The sequence below is a fragment of the Angustibacter peucedani genome (genome assembly GCF_054779595.1).
This window is the reverse complement of sequence record NZ_BAAGXY010000113.1, coordinates 1-1,506: the sequence shown is the minus strand read 5'-3', so window position 1 is coordinate 1,506 and position 1,506 is coordinate 1. Positions and strand designations below refer to the sequence as shown.

Annotated in this window: 1 protein-coding gene; it reads left to right on the top strand. The window is 41.0% G+C overall.

From position 1 onward, the window contains the following. The first annotated feature begins 161 nt into the window (after positions 1–161). The gene (locus ACYVJ4_RS16570) at positions 162–1,466 is read left to right on the top strand and encodes an IS1380 family transposase (protein ID WP_056943840.1); all 1,305 of its coding nucleotides are present in this window, start codon (positions 162–164) and stop codon (positions 1,464–1,466) included. Positions 1,467–1,506: the final 40 nt, after the last annotated feature.

Here is a 1,506-nt window from a genome sequence, read left to right as displayed (position 1 = left end):
TCCTGAATTATTCACCAGAAACTCCAAAATCCCCATCAAACACATGATTCAAGTGCTTGATGGGAATTTTACGTTTTCACCTTTTAAGTGCAGAAAAAGAGCCTCAGCTCTGGTATAGTTAACTCGACCAAAAGACACTATAAAGAGAAGAGGACTCTATAATGAAAACTGTACAGGAAATGGCATTTAGTTTCAATAAAAACATTCTAGCATCGCATACCGGCGGTCAATTATCTTCTGATGGTGGCCTAACCTTGTGTGTTGAACTGATGGCAAAGTTTCAGTTCACGAACTTAGCTGACAATCTATTGAAGTTCAACGACCATCGACAATACTGCCGACATAGTAATTCAAGTATCTTAATGCAGTTGGTTCTGCAGATCATTGCCGGTTATAATACAGATTCTGCTGCAACCTCATTGGTTGCAGAACCATTGTTTAAACTTTTATTGGACAAACCAGCCTTAGCTTCACAAGCGACGATATCCCGTTTCTGGCAACGTATCGATTCCGCAGGTGTGGACGCCTTCCAGACTTTAAATCAAGCTCTTATTGATCAAGCTCGACTGCTAACTAATCAGACGACCACCATTATTGATATTGATTCAACCCATTCTGACACTTATGGCAATCAAGAAGCTACTGACTATAACGCCCATTATGGCTCGGAGGGGTATCATCCATTACTAGCTATCGATAATGATGGTAATCTCATGAAAGCCATCCTACGGCCTGGTAATGCCTATACCAGCACAGATATAAAAGCCTTTTTAGAACCGTTATTAAAACATTATCAAGACCAATTGCCAGAAACTGATATTCTGGTTCGCGGTGATAGCGGGTTCGCCACACCAGCTGTTTATGATACCTGCGAGGCCGATGATGTCTTTTACATTATTCGCCTCAAACGTAATAAGCGACTACACAACTTGGCAGAAGAGTTTGTACAGATAAGCGACACAACTGAGTGGCATGAAACCGAAACTCACTATTACTCAGCAACTTATCAGGCCACTTCGTGGCCTAAACCGCGTCAAGTATACGTTAAGTCAACTCGTGTAGCTGGCGAATTGATCTTTTCACATGAATTTATTGTGACTAATCTGACAAATTTAACCGCAGAAGCAGCATTTGAACTGTATCATAAGCGTGGTCAGATGGAGAATTATATCAAGGAAGCCAAAGAGGGCTTCTTCTTTGATAAGACTGATAGTTCAACGTTTACCGCCAACGCTGCCCGTATGATGGTTAGTGTATTAGCGTACAATATTATCAATTTTATGAAGCAAATAGCCCTACCTAAAACAGAGACCGGATTGCGTGTTAGTACATTACGAATCCGTTTATTCAAAGTCGCTGCCCGCGTTGTGTTTACCGGTCGACGAATCCAGTTACGACTGAGTTCTCATCACGTTTATCATCGACTCTTTTATCAGGTATTACAGCGTATTCAGGCTATTAAATAGCCCCAATTAAAAAAAATTCTGTACGATCAAGGGATAAGTG

Excerpts from the sequence above, each read along its gene's own strand:
- ACYVJ4_RS16570 (WP_056943840.1), top strand. The coding sequence starts at position 162 with ATGAAAACTGTACAGGAAATGGCATTTAGTTTCAATAAAAACATTCTA.